Origin of the sequence: Mesorhizobium hawassense (assembly GCF_003289945.1) — a bacterium.
Taxonomy (GTDB): domain Bacteria; phylum Pseudomonadota; class Alphaproteobacteria; order Rhizobiales; family Rhizobiaceae; genus Mesorhizobium; species Mesorhizobium hawassense.
In genome coordinates this window covers 226,509-243,346 of record NZ_QMBP01000006.1, presented here as the reverse complement: position 1 = coordinate 243,346, position 16,838 = coordinate 226,509, and the positions used below count along the sequence as shown (strand labels likewise).

Here is a 16,838-nt window from a genome sequence, read left to right as displayed (position 1 = left end):
TAAGAAGGCCATGACAACGACGCCCGATCCCGCCCGCTTTGCCCATGTCACGGACTGGGTGTTCGACCTCGACAACACGCTCTATCCGCATCACTCGAATCTGTTTGCGCAGATCGACGTCAAGATGACCGCCTATGTCGGCGAGCTGCTGACGCTTTCGCGCGACGAGGCGCGCAAGCTGCAGAAGGAGCTGTACCTGGAATACGGCACGACGCTGAACGGGCTGATGAAGCGGCACGGCATCGATCCCGACGATTTTCTCGAGAAGGTGCACGACATCGACTATTCGAGGCTGGTGCCGGATCCGGTGCTGGGTGCGGCGATCCGCCAGCTTCCCGGACGCAAATTCATCTTCACCAATGGCGACCGCAGGCATGCCGAACGCACCGCGCGCCAGCTCGGCATATTGGAGCATTTCGACGCCATCTTCGACATCGTCGCGGCGGGGCTCAATCCCAAGCCGGAGCGCCAGACCTATGAGCGCTTTGCCGAATTGCACTCCGTGACCGGGCACAACGCCGTCATGTTCGAGGATCTGGCGCGCAATCTGGCCGTGCCGAAGAAGCTCGGCATGACGACGGTGCTGGTGGTGCCGCGCAATTTCGAACCGACCTTTTCGGAGATTTGGGAACGCGACCCGGCAAACGAGGACGACGTCGATTTCGTCACCGACGATCTCGCCGGCTTCCTGACGGCAATCGTCGAAGTCGTGGCCTGAATAAACGCCGGATTGCTCGGCGCGCCGTCCGCACGCAACTAGTTCAGTCGGCGCAAAAGGCGCCGAATCGCTGCCTGCTCCAACTCCTTGTTTCACGCAATTCCGGACAACCGTCGAGCACTTTCCTGGAATTGCTCTAATCGAAATCCGGAATCGTGCCGGGCGGCAGTCCCAGCTGGCCATTCAGGCCCTTCAGGAACCGGCACCAATCCGGGGCGCCGGCGGCTCCCTTGCCGTTGCCGTTGCCGTCGGACGAATGGCCGTTGCCGAAGCCGCTGCCGCAATTGGCGTTGCCGTTGAAGTTGCCGCCATTGAAGTTGCCGCTGAAGCTCCCGGCATTGCCGTTGCCGTTGAAATTGCCACTATTGCCATTGCCGTTGAAATTGCCGGAATTCCCGTTGCCGTTGAAATTGCCGGTGTTGCCAAGGCCATTGGCGACACCGATCGGAAGGTCGGCGAACCTGACCAGGGTCGAGGCGTCGGCGACCAGCATCGCGGCAAGCAAAGTGCCGAGCGCAAAGCCGTTTCCATCAAGCAGCCTCGCCGCCACCTTGCTCTTGCAAGGCGGAGCGGACATGGGTGGTTTCAGGCCGATCATCGGTTCCCCCGGCCGTTGAAGTTGCCGTTGAAGGCGCCGACATTGCCGTTGCCGTTGTACGAGCCGCCGTTGAAATTGCCGTTGCCGGCACCGATGTTGCCGTTGCCGTCATATTCGCCGGTGTTGCCGTTGCCGTTGAACGAGCCGATATTGCCGTTGCCGCTGGTCGAGGACGTGTTGTCGTTGCCGTTGAAGGCCCCGACATTGCCGGTTCCGCTGTTGAAGGCGCCGACATTGCCGCTGCCGCTGTTCTTGTAACCGACATTGCCGCCCAAGCTGCCGAGCGGGTTCATGCTCCTGACATCCGAACCGATATACTGGCCGTACTGGCCGGCGGTTTGTTGGACGCGGGACATGCCGAAGGCCTGGCTGCCCGTCGTGGTGTCGGCCCTCGCCGCGGTTGCGCTCAGCAGCGCCAGGCTCAGTGCCACTATGACACGCCGTTTCATGTGCGAACTCCTTCCATGACATTTGCTCGAGAAGGGACTTCTGCTCGGAAAGGGACCCTCTCTGCTTGAAAAGGACTGGGACCGTCGGCGACATGTCGCGATAGCCTTGCGCGGGGGACGGGCGCGTGGCTCGGCGGTCCCAGAGGCGTCAGCGTCTTTCCAACTCGGAGCTTGGCCAAGTCGAAGCTTGGCCAAGCCAAAGACTGGCGACGCTAGCGGTTTGGACGGCGTTACTGGTTGGCGTTGCCGTTTCCGTTGCCGTTGCCGGCGCCCCAGTTGCCGTTGCCGTTGGCATTGCCGTTCCCGAGGCCGAAGTTGGCGTTGCCGTTCAGGTTGCCGTTGGCGAGGCCGAAGTTGCCATTGCCGTTGCCGTTGCCGTTGGCGATGCCGGCATTGAGGTTTCCGTTGTAGTTGCCGTTGAAGGCGCCCATGTTGGCATTGCCGTTCCCGTTGCCGTTGCCGATGCCGAAATTGCCGTTGCCGTTGAAGTTGCCGTTGAAGGCGCCGGTATTGGCATTGCCGTTGCCGTTGCCGTTGCCGACGCCGACGTTGCCGTTGCCGTTCCCGTTGCCGCTACCGATGGACACCGCGGATGCCGTTCCAGTCAGAGCCGACAGGACGGCCGCGGCCAGGATGATCTTTCTCATGACGTTCTCCTTGGTTTGCGTTGAGCTTCCCGGCCAGTTCCAGATGACCGGGACGACGCAAAAAGGATGCGCCGAGAAACGACGCTGAGACATTCGGGCTGATCGGCAGGCTCTGCCGGTTTTTCTGCTGATAGCCCTGTCAGGAAAATTCGAAGAGATCGGGAAAAATCTGACAGGCACAATCGCGTCCGGCGGGTGTATATTGCGCGGACATTCATGCCTTTTCTCGCCGACCCGCAGGTGACTTGCGAGCCCCGCGACGGCAATGGGAAGAGAAGGGTTGATGTGGGTGGGTATGACTACGGGCAAAGACGACAAGGCTCTCCGCCGTCGCCTGGCGCGGCGTTTGATTGCCGTGCAGGAAGAACAGCGCCTGCGCCTGTCGCGCGAGCTGCATGACGATCTGGGCCAGATGCTGGCCAGCATCGCGCTCGAATTGCACATCGTTCGCGCCGACTCGCATGAGATGGACCCGCGACTCGCGCGCGCAGCGATGCTTGTCGACCGGCTCAGCGCCCGGGTGCACGATGCCGCCTGGAGCCTCAGACCCGCGGATCTCGATCGTCTCGGCCTGCGAGCCTCGGTCGAGGACCTGGCCAGCGTGCTTTGCGGCCAGCTCGGCATTCAATGCGAGATGGACCTCGAAGCCCTTTCAAGCCCGCTGCCCACCGAAGTCGCGCTCACGCTTTACCGGATCGCGCAGGAGGCACTCACCAATATCGGCAAGCATGCCGCGCCGAGCCGCGTAAGCGTGACGGCGCATATCCAGGACGATCGGATGCGCCTGACGATCGAGGATGATGGCCGCGGTTTCGATGGCGGCGCCGAGCCCGGCCCAGGCCATCTGGGGCTTGCCGGAATGAGAGAGCGCCTTGCGCTGGTGGGCGGCAAATTGTCGGTCGAAACCGCCAACGGCAAGGGGACCACCCTCTATGCCGATGCGCCGCTCGCCGGCTGATGGACAATTTTCGGACGATTAATGTGATTAGTCCGGAAATTGCTTCTTCCGTAAACGTAAGGATTACGTGAAGCGCCGCACATCCCGGACTTTAGTCCCAGCTTATAGTCCGGGCATCATGGGTTAGGCGGGGGATGGCTTTACCCGCAGCGGCCGCCTCGCGGCTTGCCGAGACAGACGGGCGTCCCGCATGAAGCGGGGCAGTTGCCTAGACCATCAAGAACAAGAGGGCCTCTTCAAGGTGAGGAGCCCTTTCATCGACTGATGGAGGTTCTAAAGGTGTGCTGCAGGCGAATATTCGTGGTCGATGACCACCCGATCATCTTGTCCGGGGTCGGCGCGATGATCAACAGCCAGGACGATCTGACGATCGTCGGGCTGGCCGGGAATGCCGACGACGCCCTCGAAGGGATCGGCAAGGCGCTGCCCGATGTCGCCGTGGTCGACATATCGCTCCCGGGCGTCAACGGGGTCACGCTGATCGAACGGCTCGGCGAACGCTTTCCCGAGGTCAGCTGCATAGCGCTGACGGCGCATGAGGATCCGGGCTGCCTGCGTCAGGTGCTTGCGGCCGGCGGACGCGGTTTCGTGGTCAAGCGGTCGACCGCGACCGATCTGCTGCAGGCCATACGATGCGTGCTGGCCGGCGACAACTATGTCGATCCGGCGCTCGCGGCGCGGCTGCTCAGCCCGCGCAGCGCCCCGCAGGGCGATCCCGGCAATCTCAGCGAGAGGGAGCGGTCGGTCATCCAGCTGGTGGCGCTCGGCTACAGCAACAAGGAAATCTCGTCCCGGCTCAACCTCAGCATAAAGACGATCGAAACATATCGCACCAGGGCGACCGAGAAGCTCGAGCTCCGCTCGCGGGCGGCCATCGTGCGCTTCGCGCACTCGAATGGCTGGCTGGCCGAACTGCCGGTGTAGGCAGATCGGGCAGGGTTCGTTTCGCCGCGCTCTCAGAGCGTGTAGAAGCGGCGGATGATGTCCCAGGCTTCCTCGGCGGTGTCGACGAAATCGATGATGTCCTGATCGCCGGGCGAGATCGTGCCTTGCTCGGCGAGGAAATCGAGATCGATCGCCCTTTGCCAGAACGCCTTGCCGAACAGGATCACCGGCACGCGCTCCATGCGGCCGGTCTGGATCAGCGTCAGGGCCTCGAAGAACTCGTCCATCGTGCCGAAGCCGCCCGGAAACACCGCGACCGCCTTGGCGCGCATGACGAAATGCATCTTGCGGATGGCGAAATAGTGGAAGTTGAAACAGAGCTCCGGCGTGACATAGGCGTTGGGCGCCTGCTCGTGCGGCAGCACGATGTTCAAGCCGATCGACGGCGCGCCGACATCGTCGGCGCCGCGGTTGCCTGCCTCCATGACGCCGGGCCCGCCGCCGGTGGCGACGACGTACTCGCGGTAATAGGAGGTGGCCGACTGCTGCGAGCACAGGCGGGCGAATTTGCGCGCTTCCTCGTAATATTTGCTGTTTGCCTCGAGGTTCTTCCTCTGCGTCTCGTTCTTGGCCGCCCAGGCCTCTCCGCCGGGTTCCGGCAGGCGGGCACCGCCGAACAGGATCACGGTCGAGCGGATGCCGCGTTCGGCCAGGATCATTTCCGGTTTCAAGAGCTCGAGCTGCAGTCGCACGGCGCGCAATTCGCGCCGCGTCATGAAGTCGGGGTCGTTCCAGGCCAGCCGATAGGTTTCGGCGCGTGTCTGCGGGGTATCCGGCACGCTCTTCGAGCGTTCCAGGTCCTCGTCCGAATGCGGCAGCGGCGTCCAGCCTGCCTTTTCCATGGGAGTCATCGAATCCACCCGTCCAATTCCCTTACTTGCGCCGTCCCGTGACGCAGGCGCGATTGACCCTCATTGAGCCTTAACATAGGGTCCGCGCGACTTTTAAACAGGTTAAGGCGCAGCCCCTTAACAGCTTGGTAATGGAGCGAAATCATGTCGAAGTCCGATCTGGCGAGCCTCGAAAAGACCATCGAAAAGGCCTTCGAGGAGCGCGACACGATTTCGACCGCGACGCGCGGCGAGACGCGCGAGGCCATCCAGTCGGCGCTCGAGCTGCTCGATCGCGGCGTCGCTCGCGTCGCCGAACGGCAGGAAGACGGCAAGTGGCACGTCAACCAGTGGCTGAAGAAGGCGGTTCTGCTCTCCTTCCGGCTGAACCCCATGGAGATCATCAAGGGCGGTCCAGGGCACGCGGTATGGTGGGACAAGGTGCCGTCGAAGTTCGACGGCTGGAGCGCGGTCGACTTCGAGAAGGCCGGCTTCCGCGCCGTTCCGTCCTCCATCGTGCGGCGTTCCGCCTATGTCGCGCCGGGCGCCGTGCTGATGCCGTCCTTCGTCAATGTCGGCGCCTATGTCGATTCGGGCACCATGGTCGACACCTGGGCCTCGGTCGGCTCCTGCGCCCAGATCGGCAAGAACGTGCATCTCTCCGGCGGCGTCGGCATCGGCGGCGTGCTGGAGCCGATGCAGGCCGGCCCGACCATCATCGAGGACAATTGCTTCATCGGCGCGCGCTCCGAAGTGGTCGAAGGCTGCGTCGTGCGCGAGGGCTCGGTGCTCGGCATGGGCGTGTTCATCGGCCAGTCGACCAAGATCGTCGACCGCGCCACCGGCGAGGTTTTTTACGGCGAGGTGCCGCCGAACTCGGTGGTCGTCGCCGGGTCGCTGCCAGGCAAGCCGCTGCCCAATGGCGAACCGGGCCCGAGCCTCTACTGCGCCGTCATCGTCAAGCGCGTCGACGCCAAGACCCGGTCCAAGACGTCGATCAACGAATTGCTGCGCGATTGATCCTCCACGACGGAGCGGACGCGATTGTCTGAAAGATCGCAATTCCTCTGGCTGTTCTTCAGCCTTTCGGGGCGGCTGAGCCCGGTCGCCTACGCGCTGGCCGGGGTTTTGCTGGTGCTTGTCCAGTTCTTTCCGTTCTACCAGTTCGCGCGGGTGGAGCTGAACACCACCGCCAGCCAGAACTGGGCGATGATATGCTGGGGCGTGCTGCTGATCTCGGCCTGGGCGACCTTCGCGGTGACGGCGAAGCGCTTTCATGATTTCGGCAAGCCGACCTATTTTGCGCTGATCTCGCTCATCATCGGCCCTATCCTGCTCGTCGTCCTCGCCTGTTTCCGCAGCGATCCGGGACCGAACCGTTACGGCAGGCGCACCAACGCGCCGGGCGATTCCTGAAACCGCCATGCGCTACCGCACGCTCGATCCGCAATTGATCATCGAGACGGCCGAGAGGCTGGAAGTGCGGATCGGCGAGCGTTTTCCGGAAGCCGGCCTGCGCGGCGTCGCCGCTGAACTGGTGTCGCTGTCGCGGGACCTCGCGAAGGCCGCCAAGGCGCTGGAGTCACCGATCTGGTGGTTGCGCGGCGTCATCATCGCCGCCTTCGCCGCCGGCGTGGCGGTGTTCCTGTTCGTTGGCACGATCCTGCCGCTCGACCGCATCTCCGGCGCCGACGACGCCGTGCAGTCGATGCAAGGCATCGAAGCGACGATCAACACCGTCATCCTGGCCGTGCTCGGGTTGCTGGCGCTGGTCCGCACCGAGGAGCGAATCAAGCGCAAGAAGGTGTTCCGGCAATTGCACGGGCTGCGCTCGCTGATCCATGTCATCGACATGCACCAGTTGACCAAGGACCCGGCGGCGCTGTCTGCCGACTTCAAGCCGACCGCGCATTCGCCGCAACGAATCACCAACGCAGCCGATCTTGCGCGCTACCTCGACTATTGCTCGGAGATGCTGTCGATCGCCGGCAAGATCGCGGCGCTGTTCGCGCAGTCGGTCAATGACGACGTCGTCATCGACGGGGTCAACGACATCGAGAATCTGAGCTCTAACCTGTCGCGCAAGATCTGGCAGAAGATCACGCTGATCGAGGACCGTCGCTAAACCGCTTCCGGCGTTAATCCTGGCGGACCACACTTATCCGCTTCCGCCTGACGCACCAGGGCAGTGACGCGTTCGTTGACCGGCGTCGGGATGCCGCTTTGCCTGGCCAGGCGAATGACGGCGCCTTGCAATTCGTCGATCTCGGTCGGACGGCCGCGCTGCAGGTCGTCCCACATCGACGAGCGCGCTTCGGGGTCGATCGCCAGCATGCGGCGCGCCAGAAGGCCGAACAGCCAGTCGGGCAGCCGCAGCACTTTCGGCAGCAGCGGCGGCGGCAGGCTGGCGATGCGCGCCGGCGCTATTCCAGCCGCCCGCATCGCGGTGAGCGCCTCGTCGATCTCGGCGGCGAGGATGACGCGCCAACGGCGATCGGCGAGTTGCCTCGCCAGCGGCAGGTCGGAGAGCGCCACCAGCGCGTTGTTGAGGTTCATCAGCAGCTTGCTCCACTGCACCGCCTTCATGTCGGCGCGCGCCTCGACGGCAAGCCCGTCGACATCGAGCAGACCGGCAAGGCCATCGACGCCGCCGTCGATCATCACCTCGCCCTGGCTGGCGCGGTGCACGCGAAACGGCAGCTCGCCGTCCGGCGACTGGACGACGTTGAACATCACCATGCCGGTCAGCACTCGCCGGCCGGGGAGCGCGGCACGCAGCCTGTCCGCATTGTCGACGCCATTCTGCAGGCTGACCACCACCGCATCCGGGCGCCCGTGGGCGGCGATCAGCCTGGCCATTTCCTCCGTCGCGCCGCTCTTCACAGTCACCAGGACGACGTCCGCCGCGCGCAATGCGGTCGCCGGATCGTCGGTGGCCGAAATCGCTTGCGCATCGATGCGGCGGTCGTGGCCGTCGAGATCGCTGACGCGGAGTCCGCCTTGGCGCATGGCCTCGACGATCCGGCCGCGGCCGAGGAAGACAACCTTGCGACCGGCGAGCGCCAGGCAACCGCCGACATAGCAGCCGATGCTGCCGGCGCCGGCAATCGCGATGGTCCCTGCTTCACCGGCCATGCATTCGTCCTAGCCTGGCGTGGTCAACCATGATGCATGTCGTTGTCCAGAACCGCCGTACACTTCTGGGCGACATGCAACTATACCCCACGAAAACCATATTGTCGGCGGCATGACCGGCGATCATCTGCCACCGTGACACGACAAACGCTTTCGACTATCGCTTTGCCCATGACATTGCCGACCGACCCCGCCCAGAACCTCGCCGCCCTGATCCGCTGCCCTTCCGTGACACCCGCCGAAGGCGGCGCGCTTGGAGCTCTGGAGGGTATGCTGAAGCCGCTCGGCTTCTCGGTCCAACGTCCAGTCTTCTCGGAAGGTGGCACGCCGGACATCGAAAACCTCTATGCGCGACGATCGGGCAATGGCCCGCATCTGATGTTTGCCGGCCACACCGACGTCGTGCCGGTGGGTGACGAGGCGGCGTGGACGCATCCGCCTTTCGCCGCCGAAATCGCCGATGGCCAGATGTATGGCCGCGGCGCCGTCGACATGAAGGGCGGCATTGCCTGCTTCGTCGCTGCCGTAGCGCGCCATGTCGCGAAGAATGGCGGTCCGAAAGGCTCGGTTTCGCTGCTGATCACCGGCGACGAGGAAGGGCCGGCCATCAATGGCACCACCAAGCTGCTCGACTGGGCGGCGGCCAAGGGCGAGAAGTGGGACGCCTCGATCGTCGGCGAACCGACCAATCCGGATACGCTTGGCGACATGATCAAGACCGGCCGGCGCGGCTCGCTGTCGGGCAGCGTGATCGTCAACGGACGCCAGGGCCATGCCGCCTATCCGCAGCTTGCCGACAACCCGGTGCGCGGGCTCATCAGCCTGGTCGATGCGCTGCTGCATCCGGTGTTCGACAAGGGAACGAAGGATTTCCAGCCGACCAATCTGGAAGTGACGTCGATCGATGTCGGCAATCCGGCGACCAATGTCATCCCGGCCAAGGCGACGGCGACGTTCAACATCCGCTTCAACGACACCTGGGACGCGGAATCGGTCCAGGCCGAGATCCACAATCGACTCGACCAGGCCGCCGGGCGCAAGAAATACCGGCCGGGCAAGAAGACGCCGGTCGACTATGAGCTCGTCTGGCGCGACCGGCCGAGCCATGTCTTCCTCACCCGCGACGACAAGCTGATCGACACGCTGAGCAGCTCGGTCAAGGCGGTGGTCGGCAAGACGCCGGCGCTCTCCACCTCCGGCGGCACGTCGGACGCCCGCTTCATCAAGGATTATTGCCCGGTGGTCGAGTTCGGGCTGGTCGGCAAGACCATGCACATGGTGGACGAGCGCGTCGCACTTGCCGACCTAGAGACGCTGACGCAAATCTACGAACGCTTCATCGATGACTGGTTCGGACAAGGCCTTTCGTGACCATGCTCTCGGCGGACGAAACCTATGCTTCGCTGGCCGGCGCCTGGCGACTGATGTTCGGCAAGGCCGACGGGCTGCGCCTGCTCGACCTTTCGGCCGACGGTTTCTGGAATTCCTTCTTCGCCATCGTCGTCGCCGCGCCGGCGCTGATCGTCGGCTGGGTAGGCCTGGCCAATGAAATCGGCGACCCGAATGCATTCGCCGGACGGCTCGGCCTGTTGATCCGGCTGGCCACCGTCGACATCGGCTCCTGGGTGCTGCCGCTGCTGGCGCTGGCGCTGGTTGCCCCGCGCGCCGGCATCGGCGATCGCTTCGTCCACTACGTCGTCGCATCCAACTGGACGCAAGCGATCATTGCCTGGCTGATGCTCCCATTGGCACTGGTCGGGCTCTTCGTGCCGCCGACGAATGACGTCGTCGTTCTGATTTCCTATCTGTTTTTTGGGCTGTCCCTGGTGCTGACGTGGCGCATGACCAACACGTCGATCGGCAAGGGCGCCGCAGTCGGCGCAGCCGTTTTCGCCGGCATGTTCATCGCTTCATTGATCGTCTTCTTCGGACTGAAGGCCTTGCTCGGCCTCGACTTCCCGGACGGCACGACGAGCTGACGCCGCCCTTCAGAAGTCTTCTGGATAATCGACGCCGATGAGAAACAACCCATCCGGTGGCGCAACCTGGCCGCAGGCGGCGCGGTCTCGCGCTTCCAGTGCCGCCTTGAGATCGTCGGCGCCCCAGGAGCCGTCGCCGACGCGTCGCAAGGAGCCGACCATCGAGCGCACCTGGTTGTGCAGGAAGGAGCGCGCAGAGGTGCGAACCTCGATCAGGTCGCCAACGCGGCTGACATCCAGCTGCGCAAGCGTGCGGACCGGGCTCTCGGCCTGGCACTGGGTGGAGCGGAAGGTGGTGAAGTCGTGCCGGCCGAGCAGCACCTTGGCCGCCTCATGCATGGCCTCGGTGTCGAGGTGCTTCGGCACCCACCAGACCTTGCCCTTTTCCAGTGCCGAAGGGGCGCGGCGATTGAGGATGCGATAGAGATAGTGACGGCCGGTGGCGGAAAAGCGGGCGTCGAAGCCATCGGCGACGACGCCCGCCTTGAGGATGGCGACGCGCGCGCCGGCCGACTGCAGATGGGCGTTCACGGCGTCACGCACCTTGTCGCCCGGCCAGTCCCTGGCCAGGTCGACATGGGCGACCTGAGCGGTGGCGTGCACGCCGGCATCGGTGCGGCCGGCGGCGCGCAACCTTACCTCTTCGCCGCAGAACTTCCCGATCGCCTGCTCGATCGCCTGCTGCACCGAAGGCTGGTCGGCCTGATGCTGCCAGCCGGCGAACTGGCTGCCGTCATATTCGATATCGAGCCGAAAACGCGGCATGTTCTGCGGTCAGTTCACGCTCGCCTAGGCGGCCAACGCGGTGAAGGCGGTGGCATAGACCAGCTTGCCAGTCTCCGGCGCGTCGCCCCAGGCCAGAGCCTGCAGCGCCTCGCCCTGATATTCGCTTTCGAACCTTGCGGCGCGGGCATGGGTGTAACCGAAACGACCGTAATAGACCGGATCGCCCAGCACCACGGCAAGCGTCTCGCCGGCTTCCTTGAGGCGGACATGCGCCTCGCGGATCAGCGCGCCGCCAATGCCGGTGCCGTGGAAGGAAGGTTCGACCGCCAGCGGCGCCAGGGCGACGGCCGCGGAACGCTTGCCGCCATTCTGCACGTAAAGCCTGGAAAACAGGATGTGGCCGACGACCTGGCCGTCTTCTTCCGCCACCAGTTCGACGACGGCATCGCCGCCGGTGACCAGGGCGTCGACCAGGCCGGCTTCCGCCTGCTGGCCAAAGGCATGCTCTTCGACGAGGCGGATCGCCTCGCGATCCCGCGGCGTCGCCGTGCGTATCGACATCATGCTCATGTCAGTTTCATTCCTTTTTCGATCTTGGCCCCGCGCAAGAACTCCCGCGCGGCGGCGGGCTTTCCGCCCGCCCGTTGAACTTCGACCAGCCGGACCGCGCCTGCCCCGCAGGCGACCGTCAGCCGGTCATCGAGAATTCCTCCCGACTCGCCGACGCCATCAGAGAGCGTCGAGCGAAGCAGTTTCAGCCGCTCCATGCGGCCGCCAATTTCGACCTCGCACCACGCGCCCGGAAAGGGCGAGAGGCCGCGAATGTGATTGTGGACTTCGCCAGAAGGCCGCGTCCAGTCTACGCGTGTCTCCGATTTATCGATCTTTCGGGCGTAGGTCACCCCTTCCGTCGCCTGCCGGGTAAATGTCAGACAATTTATCCCCAACTGTGCGAGCGCTTCCACCATCAGGGACGCGCCTATATTCATCAATCGGTCGTGCAATTCGCCGGCCGTCATATCGGGTGCGATGGCGCAATTTTCAACCACTGCCACCGGACCGGTGTCCAAACCCTCTTCCATCTTCATGACCATCATGCCTGTTTCGGCATCGCCGGCCATGATGGCGCGCTGGATCGGAGCAGCACCACGCCAGCGTGGCAAAAGCGAGGCATGGCCGTTGAGACAGCCGAGCCTTGTCGCCTCCAGGACTGCTTTCGGCAGCAGCAGGCCATAGGCGACGACCACGGCGACATCGGCCTGCAAGGCGGCAAAAGCCTGCTGCTCGGCCTCGCTTTTCAGCGACACCGGCGTCCGCACCTCCAGGCCCAGCCGCTCGGCCTCACGCTGCACCGGCGAGGGCGTCAATTCCAGCCCGCGCCGGCCGGCGGCTCGCGGCGGCTGCGTGTAGACGGCCACGATCTCGTGGCCGGCCTCGGCGACGGCGCGCAAGGTCGGCGCGGAAAAATCCGGCGTGCCCATGAAGATGACGCGAAGCGGCATGAGGTCCTGCGATCCCTGTCTTGCGGTAGGCTCAGGTGCTCGCGCGGCCGAAACGGCCCCTTAGCCCACCATCTTGCCCGGCGCCTTGTCCTTGGCGAGCTTCTTGAACTTCCGCACCACCATGTCGCGCTTCAGCTTCGAGATGTGGTCGATGAACAGCACGCCATTGAGATGGTCGATCTCGTGCTGCAGGCAGGTGGCCATCAGGCCCTCCGCCTGCATCTCCTGCAATTTGCCGTCACGGTCGAGATATTTCACCCGCACGGAAGCCGGACGCTCGACCTCGGCGTAGTAGTCGGGGATCGACAGGCAGCCTTCCTCATAGACCGAACGCTGGTCGGCGCTTTCGAGGATTTCCGGATTGATGAAGATATGCGGCTCAGGCGGCTCGCCTTCCTTGGCGAGGTCGATGACCAGAAGCCGCCGCGGCTCACCGACCTGGATCGCCGCAAGGCCGATGCCCGGCGCGTCATACATGGTCTCCAGCATGTCGTCGGCGAGCTTGCGCAGGTCGGCGTCGACGCGCTCCACCGGCTTAGAAACCTGGCGCAGGATGGGATCGGGAAGGATGATGAGCGGCTTGATCGACATGGCGTCTCACCTAAGACCTCGCTTGAGAAGCGTCAACCGGTGCGCAATTGACCTGTTCACGTTTTGATCTGTGCCACGCGACCGAATCGGTTATGCTGCCCGCCATGAACGACATGACCTCCATCCTTTCGCAACCGATCGCGCGGCTAGGCGCCACCACGATCACGCTCGGCCAGGCGCTGGGTTTCGGCGCAATGCTGCTGGTGGCGCTGTTTCTGGCGCTGGCCGTCGCCTTGTGGCGCGCGGGCAAGGCGCGGGCGGTGGCCGCGGCCGAAGCCGCGGATCATGCCCGCGACACCGAGGCGCGCATTGCCGACGTCCTGCAGGCGCAGGCCGAGATGCATGGGCGCATGGGTGCGATCGCCGACGTGTTCGGCGCAAGGCAGGCCGAGCTTACCCAGTCGCTGGGGCAGCGGCTCGATGCCATGACCGGTCGCCTCGGCCAGACGATGGCCGAGCAGACCAAGTCGACGCATGAAAGCCTGGCCAAGCTGCAGGAGCGGCTGGCGGTGATCGACACCGCGCAAGGCAACATCCAGTCCTTGGCCGGCCAGGTCGTGCAATTGCAGGCGATCCTCTCCAACAAACAGACGCGCGGCGCCTTCGGCCAGTCGCGCATGGAAGCGATCATCGCCGACGGCCTGCCGCACGGCGCCTACGACTTCCAGGCCAGCCTTTCCAATGGCAGCCGGCCCGACTGCCTGGTGCGGATGCCGAACGGCGCGCCGATGCTGGCCATCGACGCCAAGTTCCCGCTGGAGGCCTGGAACGCCATCCGTGCCGCCGAGGGCGCCGACATGCAGAAGGCGGCGGCGCAGGCGTTCCGGCGGGACATCGAGGTGCATATCCGCGATATCGCCGAAAAATACCTGCTGCAGGGCGAGACGCAGGACACAGCCTTCATGTTCGTGCCGTCGGAATCGGTGTTCGCCGAGATCCATGAGAATTTCGAAGCCGTGGTGCAGAAAGCGCATCGCGCCCGCGTCGTCATCGTCTCACCCTCACTGCTGATGCTGTCGATCCAGGTCATCCAGGCGATTCTGAAGGACGCCCGCATGCGCGAGCAGGCGCATCTGATCCAGGGCGAGGTCATCCGGCTGATGGAGGACGTGGGCCGGGTCGACGAGCGGGTGCGGCGGCTACAGACGCATTTCGGCCAGGCCGCGCGGGACATCGACGACATCCTGGTGTCGACGTCGAAGGTCACCAAGCGCGGCCAGAAGATCGAAGCGCTGGAATTCGCCGAGGGTGAGACCGAGGCGCCGCGCGACGGCACCGCCAAGGCGGAAGCCGGCGCGCGTGTCGCCGACTCCAAAACCGGCCAATTGCGGCTCCGGGTCGTCGAAGACGGCGAATAGGCTACTGCCCTTCGACGGTCGTCATGCCTTCGAATTCCGGCAACCAGTGCAACGCCGAGCGGTGCCAGACCTGCTTTCTCGGGACGAGATCCTCGCGCTGGCTCGCTGTGCCTACCCTGATGCCGTAGATCTTCGGCCCGTCGCCGACCGAGGTGGCAAAAAGATGCGATCCGCATTCGCCACAAAAACCCTGCGCGCGTTTGGCGCCGCTCGACCCGGTCTTGATATAGACCTTGGGCGTGCCGCTGGTAATCCGGTAATCGCCTTCCGGCGCCGGAACCGTGACGCGGAACGCGGTGCCTGTCAGTTGTTGGCAATCGGTGCAGTGGCAGATCGAGGTCTTTTCCGGATCGACCTCCGCCTCGTAGGTGATCGCGCCGCAATGGCAGCCGCCGTTGATCTTCATCGGTCGTCCTCTTCACAAAGTTCGTTGTGTCGAGCTTAGCTCTGCTCCGAAGCCTCGGCGATAGCCTTGCGCCGCTGCTCCCATGTGCCAGCCTTTTGCGGTTTGACGAAGAGTCTGGAGATTTGCGGCATCTCTTTCTTCAGCCTTGCCTCCAGGCGCTCGACGCAGGCTTCGATCTCGGGCGCGGTGAGATGATCCTCGAATTCGATGCTCAGGCCCGCCACGATCTCCTCGGGCCCGATATGGACGCTGAGGATGCCGTTCGCCCGCTGGACGGCCGGATCCTCCTGGGCGATCGTCAGCACTTTCTTTTGCACTTCGGGCGAGGCGGGCTCGCCCAGCAGCAAGCCCTTGCTCTCGCGCGCCAGGAAGACTGCGGTTGCGCCGAGGATGACGGCAATGCCGATCGAGCCGACGCCATCGAGTTCCGGCATTTCCAGAAGTTGCGCCGAGAAGATACCGGCGAAGGCGACGATGAGGCCGAGCAGCGCGGCGCTGTCCTCGAACAGCACCGTGTAGACGCTCGGATCCTTGCTCGATTGCACGGCCTGCAGCCAGCCTTGCTTGCCCTTCTGCTGGCGAAACTCCTTGAGCGCCACCAGCCATGAGCTGCCCTCGAACAGGAAGGACAGACCGAGCACGATGTAGTTGACCTTGGCGTTGACGACAGGTTCGGGCGCCATGATGTGGATGACGCCTTCATAGAAGGAAACGCCGGCGCCGAGCGCGAACACCAGCAGCGCGACGATGAAGCTCCAGAAATAGATCTCCCGCCCGTGGCCGAGCGGATGCCTGCTGTCGGGCGGCCGCGCGGCGCGACGCATGCCGTAGAGCAGGAGCCCGCCATTGCCGGTGTCGACCAGCGAATGCACGCCTTCCGACAGCATGGCGGACGAACCGGTAAAGGCCGCCGCCGCGAATTTGGTGAGCGCGATCGCCAGATTGCCGGCGAGCGCGGCGTAGATCACCCGTTTTGAGCCGCTGTGTCCTGCCATCCGATCTCCCGATGCGCCCTAAAGCGCGTCGCGCTGAAACCGATTCAGTCGACACGCTTTAGGTCTTTGTCTTGATGCATGTCGTTGTCCCAGAACCGCTGCACACTTCTGGGCGACATGCGTAGCTTGGAGGCCCACTCGGGCGATGTTTCACAGACAATGCGCCAGGCAATCGGAAGTTCAAGCCACCGCAACGTGCTTGAATGGGCGTGGCGTCGGGAAATCGGTTGACATCCGGCCGGACGGCTTCGCAGCCAGGACGCTGCCTCTTGCGGTCCGCCGTTTCTCTTGTTTCACTTGCGCGTCCACAATCGGAGGAGCGAATCATGGCTAAAGGTGCGATGAAGGCGGGCAAGGAAGCCCGCAAGCCGAAGAAGGACGCCAAGAAGCCCGCAGCGGCTCCGGCTCCGAAGGCGCCGCCGGTCAAGGCGATGCGCATCAAGGAAAAGTAAGCAGCCGAATTCGGTCGACTCGGCTCAACGCAACTTCGAACCGGCGGCATGACAAATGCTGCCGGTGTTTTGTTGATCGGGGAACAGGGCACCCTATGTAAAAGGAGCGAGGACGACCTCGCTTCCTCGAAGAACCGGCCGAGACGACCCGCCACACCGCGCATCTCAACCGATGCCGGAATGACGGAGTGTTCTCGATGTCCTGGATTTTTCTTTTCTTCGCCGGCCTGTTCGAGATCGGCTGGGCGATCGGCCTCAAATATACCGATGGCTTCTCCAAGCCGCTGCCGACCCTTCTGACCATCGCCTCGATGGTCGTCAGCCTCGGTCTGCTCGGCCTGGCGCTGAAAGCGTTGCCTGTCGGCACGGCCTACGCGGTGTGGACCGGCATCGGCACCGTCGGCACGGCGCTGCTCGGCATCTGGCTGCTCGGCGAACCGGCGACCGTCGTCCGGCTCGCCTGCATCGGCCTGATCGTGTGCGGCATCGTCGGCCTGAAGCTGGTCGCCTAGAGCATTTCACCGTTTCGCGGAAACGGCGAACCGCTCC

General features: G+C 64.2%; 22 protein-coding genes. 11 read left to right on the top strand and 11 right to left on the bottom strand.

What is annotated here, in order from left to right:
• Positions 1–10 precede the first annotated feature (10 nt).
• Positions 11–718 carry a pyrimidine 5'-nucleotidase gene (locus DPM33_RS15465; RefSeq protein WP_112098296.1) on the top strand — a complete coding sequence of 236 codons (708 nt, stop codon included), beginning with the start codon at positions 11–13 and terminating at the stop codon, positions 716–718.
• A gap of 136 nt (positions 719–854) precedes the next feature.
• On the opposite strand, the gene DPM33_RS15460 is transcribed toward DPM33_RS15465, so the two are convergent.
• From DPM33_RS15460 to DPM33_RS36255, 3 genes are all read right to left on the bottom strand, one after another.
• A complete protein-coding gene (locus tag DPM33_RS15460) occupies positions 855–1,295 on the bottom strand; it encodes a hypothetical protein (protein ID WP_112098295.1) in 441 nt (146 codons plus the stop codon).
• 17 nt (positions 1,296–1,312) lie between these two features.
• Positions 1,313–1,765 (bottom strand): hypothetical protein, encoded by a 453-nt coding sequence (locus DPM33_RS35840; RefSeq protein WP_146770265.1) that lies wholly within the window; start codon positions 1,763–1,765, stop codon positions 1,313–1,315.
• Between the two features lie 230 nt (positions 1,766–1,995).
• The gene (locus tag DPM33_RS36255) at positions 1,996–2,412 is read right to left on the bottom strand and encodes a hypothetical protein (RefSeq protein WP_208648409.1); all 417 of its coding nucleotides are present in this window, start codon (positions 2,410–2,412) and stop codon (positions 1,996–1,998) included.
• Positions 2,413–2,707: 295 nt separating this feature from the next.
• On the opposite strand from DPM33_RS36255, the gene DPM33_RS15445 reads away from it, so the two are divergent.
• Both DPM33_RS15445 and DPM33_RS15440 read left to right on the top strand, forming a co-directional pair.
• Positions 2,708–3,370, top strand: a complete 663-nt coding sequence (locus DPM33_RS15445) for a sensor histidine kinase (RefSeq protein WP_167449082.1) — start codon at positions 2,708–2,710, stop codon at positions 3,368–3,370.
• 300 nt (positions 3,371–3,670) lie between these two features.
• Complete coding sequence (locus tag DPM33_RS15440) at positions 3,671–4,294, top strand: response regulator (protein ID WP_245442158.1); 624 nt, start codon at positions 3,671–3,673, stop codon at positions 4,292–4,294.
• 32 nt (positions 4,295–4,326) lie between these two features.
• Here DPM33_RS15440 and DPM33_RS15435 read toward each other — a convergent pair whose 3' ends face one another.
• Positions 4,327–5,166, bottom strand: a complete 840-nt coding sequence (locus DPM33_RS15435) for an LOG family protein (RefSeq protein ID WP_112098372.1) — start codon at positions 5,164–5,166, stop codon at positions 4,327–4,329.
• A gap of 144 nt (positions 5,167–5,310) precedes the next feature.
• Here DPM33_RS15435 and dapD point away from each other — a divergent pair, with 144 nt between their 5' ends.
• The 3 genes from dapD to DPM33_RS15420 are packed head-to-tail and all read left to right on the top strand — an operon-like array spanning position 5,311 to position 7,270.
• The gene (gene dapD / locus DPM33_RS15430) at positions 5,311–6,165 is read left to right on the top strand and encodes a 2,3,4,5-tetrahydropyridine-2,6-dicarboxylate N-succinyltransferase (protein ID WP_112098291.1); all 855 of its coding nucleotides are present in this window, start codon (positions 5,311–5,313) and stop codon (positions 6,163–6,165) included.
• Positions 6,166–6,189: 24 nt separating this feature from the next.
• Positions 6,190–6,561, top strand: coding sequence for a DUF805 domain-containing protein (locus tag DPM33_RS15425; RefSeq protein WP_112098290.1), 372 nt, complete (start codon positions 6,190–6,192; stop codon positions 6,559–6,561).
• Positions 6,562–6,568: 7 nt separating this feature from the next.
• The gene (locus DPM33_RS15420; protein ID WP_112098289.1) at positions 6,569–7,270 is read left to right on the top strand and encodes a hypothetical protein; all 702 of its coding nucleotides are present in this window, start codon (positions 6,569–6,571) and stop codon (positions 7,268–7,270) included.
• Here DPM33_RS15420 and DPM33_RS15415 read toward each other — a convergent pair.
• On the bottom strand, positions 7,267–8,280 hold the full coding sequence (locus DPM33_RS15415; RefSeq protein WP_112098288.1) for a 2-dehydropantoate 2-reductase: 1,014 nt from the start codon (positions 8,278–8,280) through the stop codon (positions 7,267–7,269). The genes DPM33_RS15420 and DPM33_RS15415 overlap by 4 nt on opposite strands.
• 171 nt (positions 8,281–8,451) lie before the next feature.
• On the opposite strand from DPM33_RS15415, the gene dapE reads away from it, so the two are divergent.
• Positions 8,452–9,651, top strand: coding sequence for a succinyl-diaminopimelate desuccinylase (gene dapE / locus DPM33_RS15410; protein WP_112098287.1), 1,200 nt, complete (start codon positions 8,452–8,454; stop codon positions 9,649–9,651).
• A gap of 2 nt (positions 9,652–9,653) precedes the next feature.
• Complete coding sequence (locus DPM33_RS15405; RefSeq protein ID WP_112098286.1) at positions 9,654–10,259, top strand: transporter; 606 nt, start codon at positions 9,654–9,656, stop codon at positions 10,257–10,259.
• Between the two features lie 9 nt (positions 10,260–10,268).
• On the opposite strand, the gene truA is transcribed toward DPM33_RS15405, so the two are convergent.
• From truA to def, 4 genes are read right to left on the bottom strand one after another with little or no spacing between them, the layout of a single operon-like run.
• Positions 10,269–11,024 carry a tRNA pseudouridine(38-40) synthase TruA gene (gene truA / locus DPM33_RS15400; RefSeq protein ID WP_112098285.1) on the bottom strand — a complete coding sequence of 252 codons (756 nt, stop codon included), beginning with the start codon at positions 11,022–11,024 and terminating at the stop codon, positions 10,269–10,271.
• Positions 11,025–11,048: 24 nt separating this feature from the next.
• Entirely contained in the window at positions 11,049–11,555 is a 507-nt protein-coding gene (locus DPM33_RS15395) for a GNAT family N-acetyltransferase (protein ID WP_112098284.1), read from the bottom strand.
• A complete protein-coding gene (gene fmt, locus DPM33_RS15390) occupies positions 11,552–12,487 on the bottom strand; it encodes a methionyl-tRNA formyltransferase (RefSeq protein WP_112098283.1) in 936 nt (311 codons plus the stop codon). The genes DPM33_RS15395 and fmt overlap by 4 nt, the downstream gene beginning before the upstream one ends.
• A gap of 60 nt (positions 12,488–12,547) precedes the next feature.
• Entirely contained in the window at positions 12,548–13,078 is a 531-nt protein-coding gene (gene def, locus DPM33_RS15385; RefSeq protein WP_112098282.1) for a peptide deformylase, read from the bottom strand.
• Between the two features lie 104 nt (positions 13,079–13,182).
• Between def and DPM33_RS15380 the strand changes: the two genes are divergently transcribed.
• Positions 13,183–14,436: a DNA recombination protein RmuC gene (locus tag DPM33_RS15380; protein ID WP_112098371.1), complete on the top strand. Its 1,254-nt coding sequence runs from the start codon at positions 13,183–13,185 to the stop codon at positions 14,434–14,436.
• A 1-nt stretch (position 14,437) separates the two neighbouring features.
• Here DPM33_RS15380 and DPM33_RS15375 read toward each other — a convergent pair whose 3' ends face one another.
• Positions 14,438–14,842 (bottom strand): GFA family protein, encoded by a 405-nt coding sequence (locus tag DPM33_RS15375; protein ID WP_112098281.1) that lies wholly within the window; start codon positions 14,840–14,842, stop codon positions 14,438–14,440.
• Positions 14,843–14,877: 35 nt separating this feature from the next.
• Complete coding sequence (locus DPM33_RS15370) at positions 14,878–15,837, bottom strand: cation diffusion facilitator family transporter (protein ID WP_112098280.1); 960 nt, start codon at positions 15,835–15,837, stop codon at positions 14,878–14,880.
• A 326-nt stretch (positions 15,838–16,163) separates the two neighbouring features.
• Here DPM33_RS15370 and DPM33_RS37430 point away from each other — a divergent pair, with 326 nt between their 5' ends.
• Positions 16,164–16,289, top strand: a complete 126-nt coding sequence (locus DPM33_RS37430; protein ID WP_095819016.1) for a hypothetical protein — start codon at positions 16,164–16,166, stop codon at positions 16,287–16,289.
• A 197-nt stretch (positions 16,290–16,486) separates the two neighbouring features.
• Positions 16,487–16,801, top strand: a complete 315-nt coding sequence (gene sugE, locus DPM33_RS15360) for a quaternary ammonium compound efflux SMR transporter SugE (protein WP_112098370.1) — start codon at positions 16,487–16,489, stop codon at positions 16,799–16,801.
• Positions 16,802–16,838 lie beyond the last annotated feature (37 nt).

Excerpts from the sequence above, each read along its gene's own strand:
- DPM33_RS15465 (WP_112098296.1), top strand. The coding sequence starts at position 11 with ATGACAACGACGCCCGATCCCGCCCGCTTTGCCCATGTCACGGACTGG.
- DPM33_RS15460 (WP_112098295.1), bottom strand. The coding sequence starts at position 1,295 with ATGTCCGCTCCGCCTTGCAAGAGCAAGGTGGCGGCGAGGCTGCTTGAT.
- DPM33_RS35840 (WP_146770265.1), bottom strand. The coding sequence starts at position 1,765 with ATGAAACGGCGTGTCATAGTGGCACTGAGCCTGGCGCTGCTGAGCGCA.
- DPM33_RS36255 (WP_208648409.1), bottom strand. The coding sequence starts at position 2,412 with ATGAGAAAGATCATCCTGGCCGCGGCCGTCCTGTCGGCTCTGACTGGA.
- DPM33_RS15445 (WP_167449082.1), top strand. The coding sequence starts at position 2,708 with ATGACTACGGGCAAAGACGACAAGGCTCTCCGCCGTCGCCTGGCGCGG.
- DPM33_RS15435 (WP_112098372.1), bottom strand. The coding sequence starts at position 5,166 with ATGACTCCCATGGAAAAGGCAGGCTGGACGCCGCTGCCGCATTCGGAC.
- dapD (WP_112098291.1), top strand. The coding sequence starts at position 5,311 with ATGTCGAAGTCCGATCTGGCGAGCCTCGAAAAGACCATCGAAAAGGCC.
- DPM33_RS15420 (WP_112098289.1), top strand. The coding sequence starts at position 6,569 with ATGCGCTACCGCACGCTCGATCCGCAATTGATCATCGAGACGGCCGAG.
- DPM33_RS15415 (WP_112098288.1), bottom strand. The coding sequence starts at position 8,280 with ATGGCCGGTGAAGCAGGGACCATCGCGATTGCCGGCGCCGGCAGCATC.
- dapE (WP_112098287.1), top strand. The coding sequence starts at position 8,452 with ATGACATTGCCGACCGACCCCGCCCAGAACCTCGCCGCCCTGATCCGC.
- DPM33_RS15405 (WP_112098286.1), top strand. The coding sequence starts at position 9,654 with ATGCTCTCGGCGGACGAAACCTATGCTTCGCTGGCCGGCGCCTGGCGA.
- truA (WP_112098285.1), bottom strand. The coding sequence starts at position 11,024 with ATGCCGCGTTTTCGGCTCGATATCGAATATGACGGCAGCCAGTTCGCC.
- DPM33_RS15395 (WP_112098284.1), bottom strand. The coding sequence starts at position 11,555 with ATGAGCATGATGTCGATACGCACGGCGACGCCGCGGGATCGCGAGGCG.
- fmt (WP_112098283.1), bottom strand. The coding sequence starts at position 12,487 with ATGCCGCTTCGCGTCATCTTCATGGGCACGCCGGATTTTTCCGCGCCG.
- def (WP_112098282.1), bottom strand. The coding sequence starts at position 13,078 with ATGTCGATCAAGCCGCTCATCATCCTTCCCGATCCCATCCTGCGCCAG.
- DPM33_RS15380 (WP_112098371.1), top strand. The coding sequence starts at position 13,183 with ATGAACGACATGACCTCCATCCTTTCGCAACCGATCGCGCGGCTAGGC.
- DPM33_RS15375 (WP_112098281.1), bottom strand. The coding sequence starts at position 14,842 with ATGAAGATCAACGGCGGCTGCCATTGCGGCGCGATCACCTACGAGGCG.
- DPM33_RS15370 (WP_112098280.1), bottom strand. The coding sequence starts at position 15,837 with ATGGCAGGACACAGCGGCTCAAAACGGGTGATCTACGCCGCGCTCGCC.
- DPM33_RS37430 (WP_095819016.1), top strand. The coding sequence starts at position 16,164 with ATGGCTAAAGGTGCGATGAAGGCGGGCAAGGAAGCCCGCAAGCCGAAG.
- sugE (WP_112098370.1), top strand. The coding sequence starts at position 16,487 with ATGTCCTGGATTTTTCTTTTCTTCGCCGGCCTGTTCGAGATCGGCTGG.